This is a genomic window from Streptococcus mitis, from assembly GCF_047464945.1.
In the GTDB taxonomy this organism is placed as follows: domain Bacteria; phylum Bacillota; class Bacilli; order Lactobacillales; family Streptococcaceae; genus Streptococcus; species Streptococcus mitis_EA.
Window position 1 is genome coordinate 1 of the sequence record NZ_JASHAX010000027.1, and the last position, 596, is coordinate 596.

A 596-nucleotide genomic window follows, 5' to 3' on the forward strand; every position below is an offset into this window, starting at 1 on the left:
ATCAACAAGTGCATCAGAATCAGCAAGCACAAGTGCCTCTGAGTCAGCGTCAACAAGCGCGTCAGAATCAGCAAGCACAAGCGCTTCTGAGTCAGCGTCAACAAGTGCGTCAGCTTCAGCAAGCACATCAGCATCTGAGTCAGCGTCAACAAGCGCGTCAGCCTCAGCAAGCACATCAGCCTCTGAGTCAGCGTCAACAAGTGCATCAGCTTCAGCAAGCACATCAGCATCTGAATCAGCGTCAACAAGCGCTTCTGAATCAGCAAGCACATCAGCATCTGAGTCAGCATCAACAAGTGCGTCAGCTTCAGCAAGCACAAGCGCTTCTGAGTCAGCATCAACAAGTGCATCAGCCTCAGCAAGCACATCAGCCTCTGAGTCAGCATCGACAAGTGCGAGCCAATCAGCAAGCACATCGGCATCTGAGTCAGCGTCAACAAGTGCATCAGCCTCAGCAAGCACAAGCGCATCTGAATCGGCATCAACAAGTGCGTCAGAATCAGCAAGCACATCAGCTTCTGAGTCAGCATCAACAAGTGCGTCAGAGTCAGCAAGTACATCAGCTTCTGAGTCAGCATCAACAAGTGCAAGCCAAT

Annotated in this window: 1 pseudogene; it reads right to left on the reverse strand. The window is 51.2% G+C overall.

Annotation, left to right across the window (positions count from 1 at the left end):
* Nucleotides 1-596: pseudogene (locus QM424_RS09830) on the reverse strand (hypothetical protein); the annotation flags it as partial.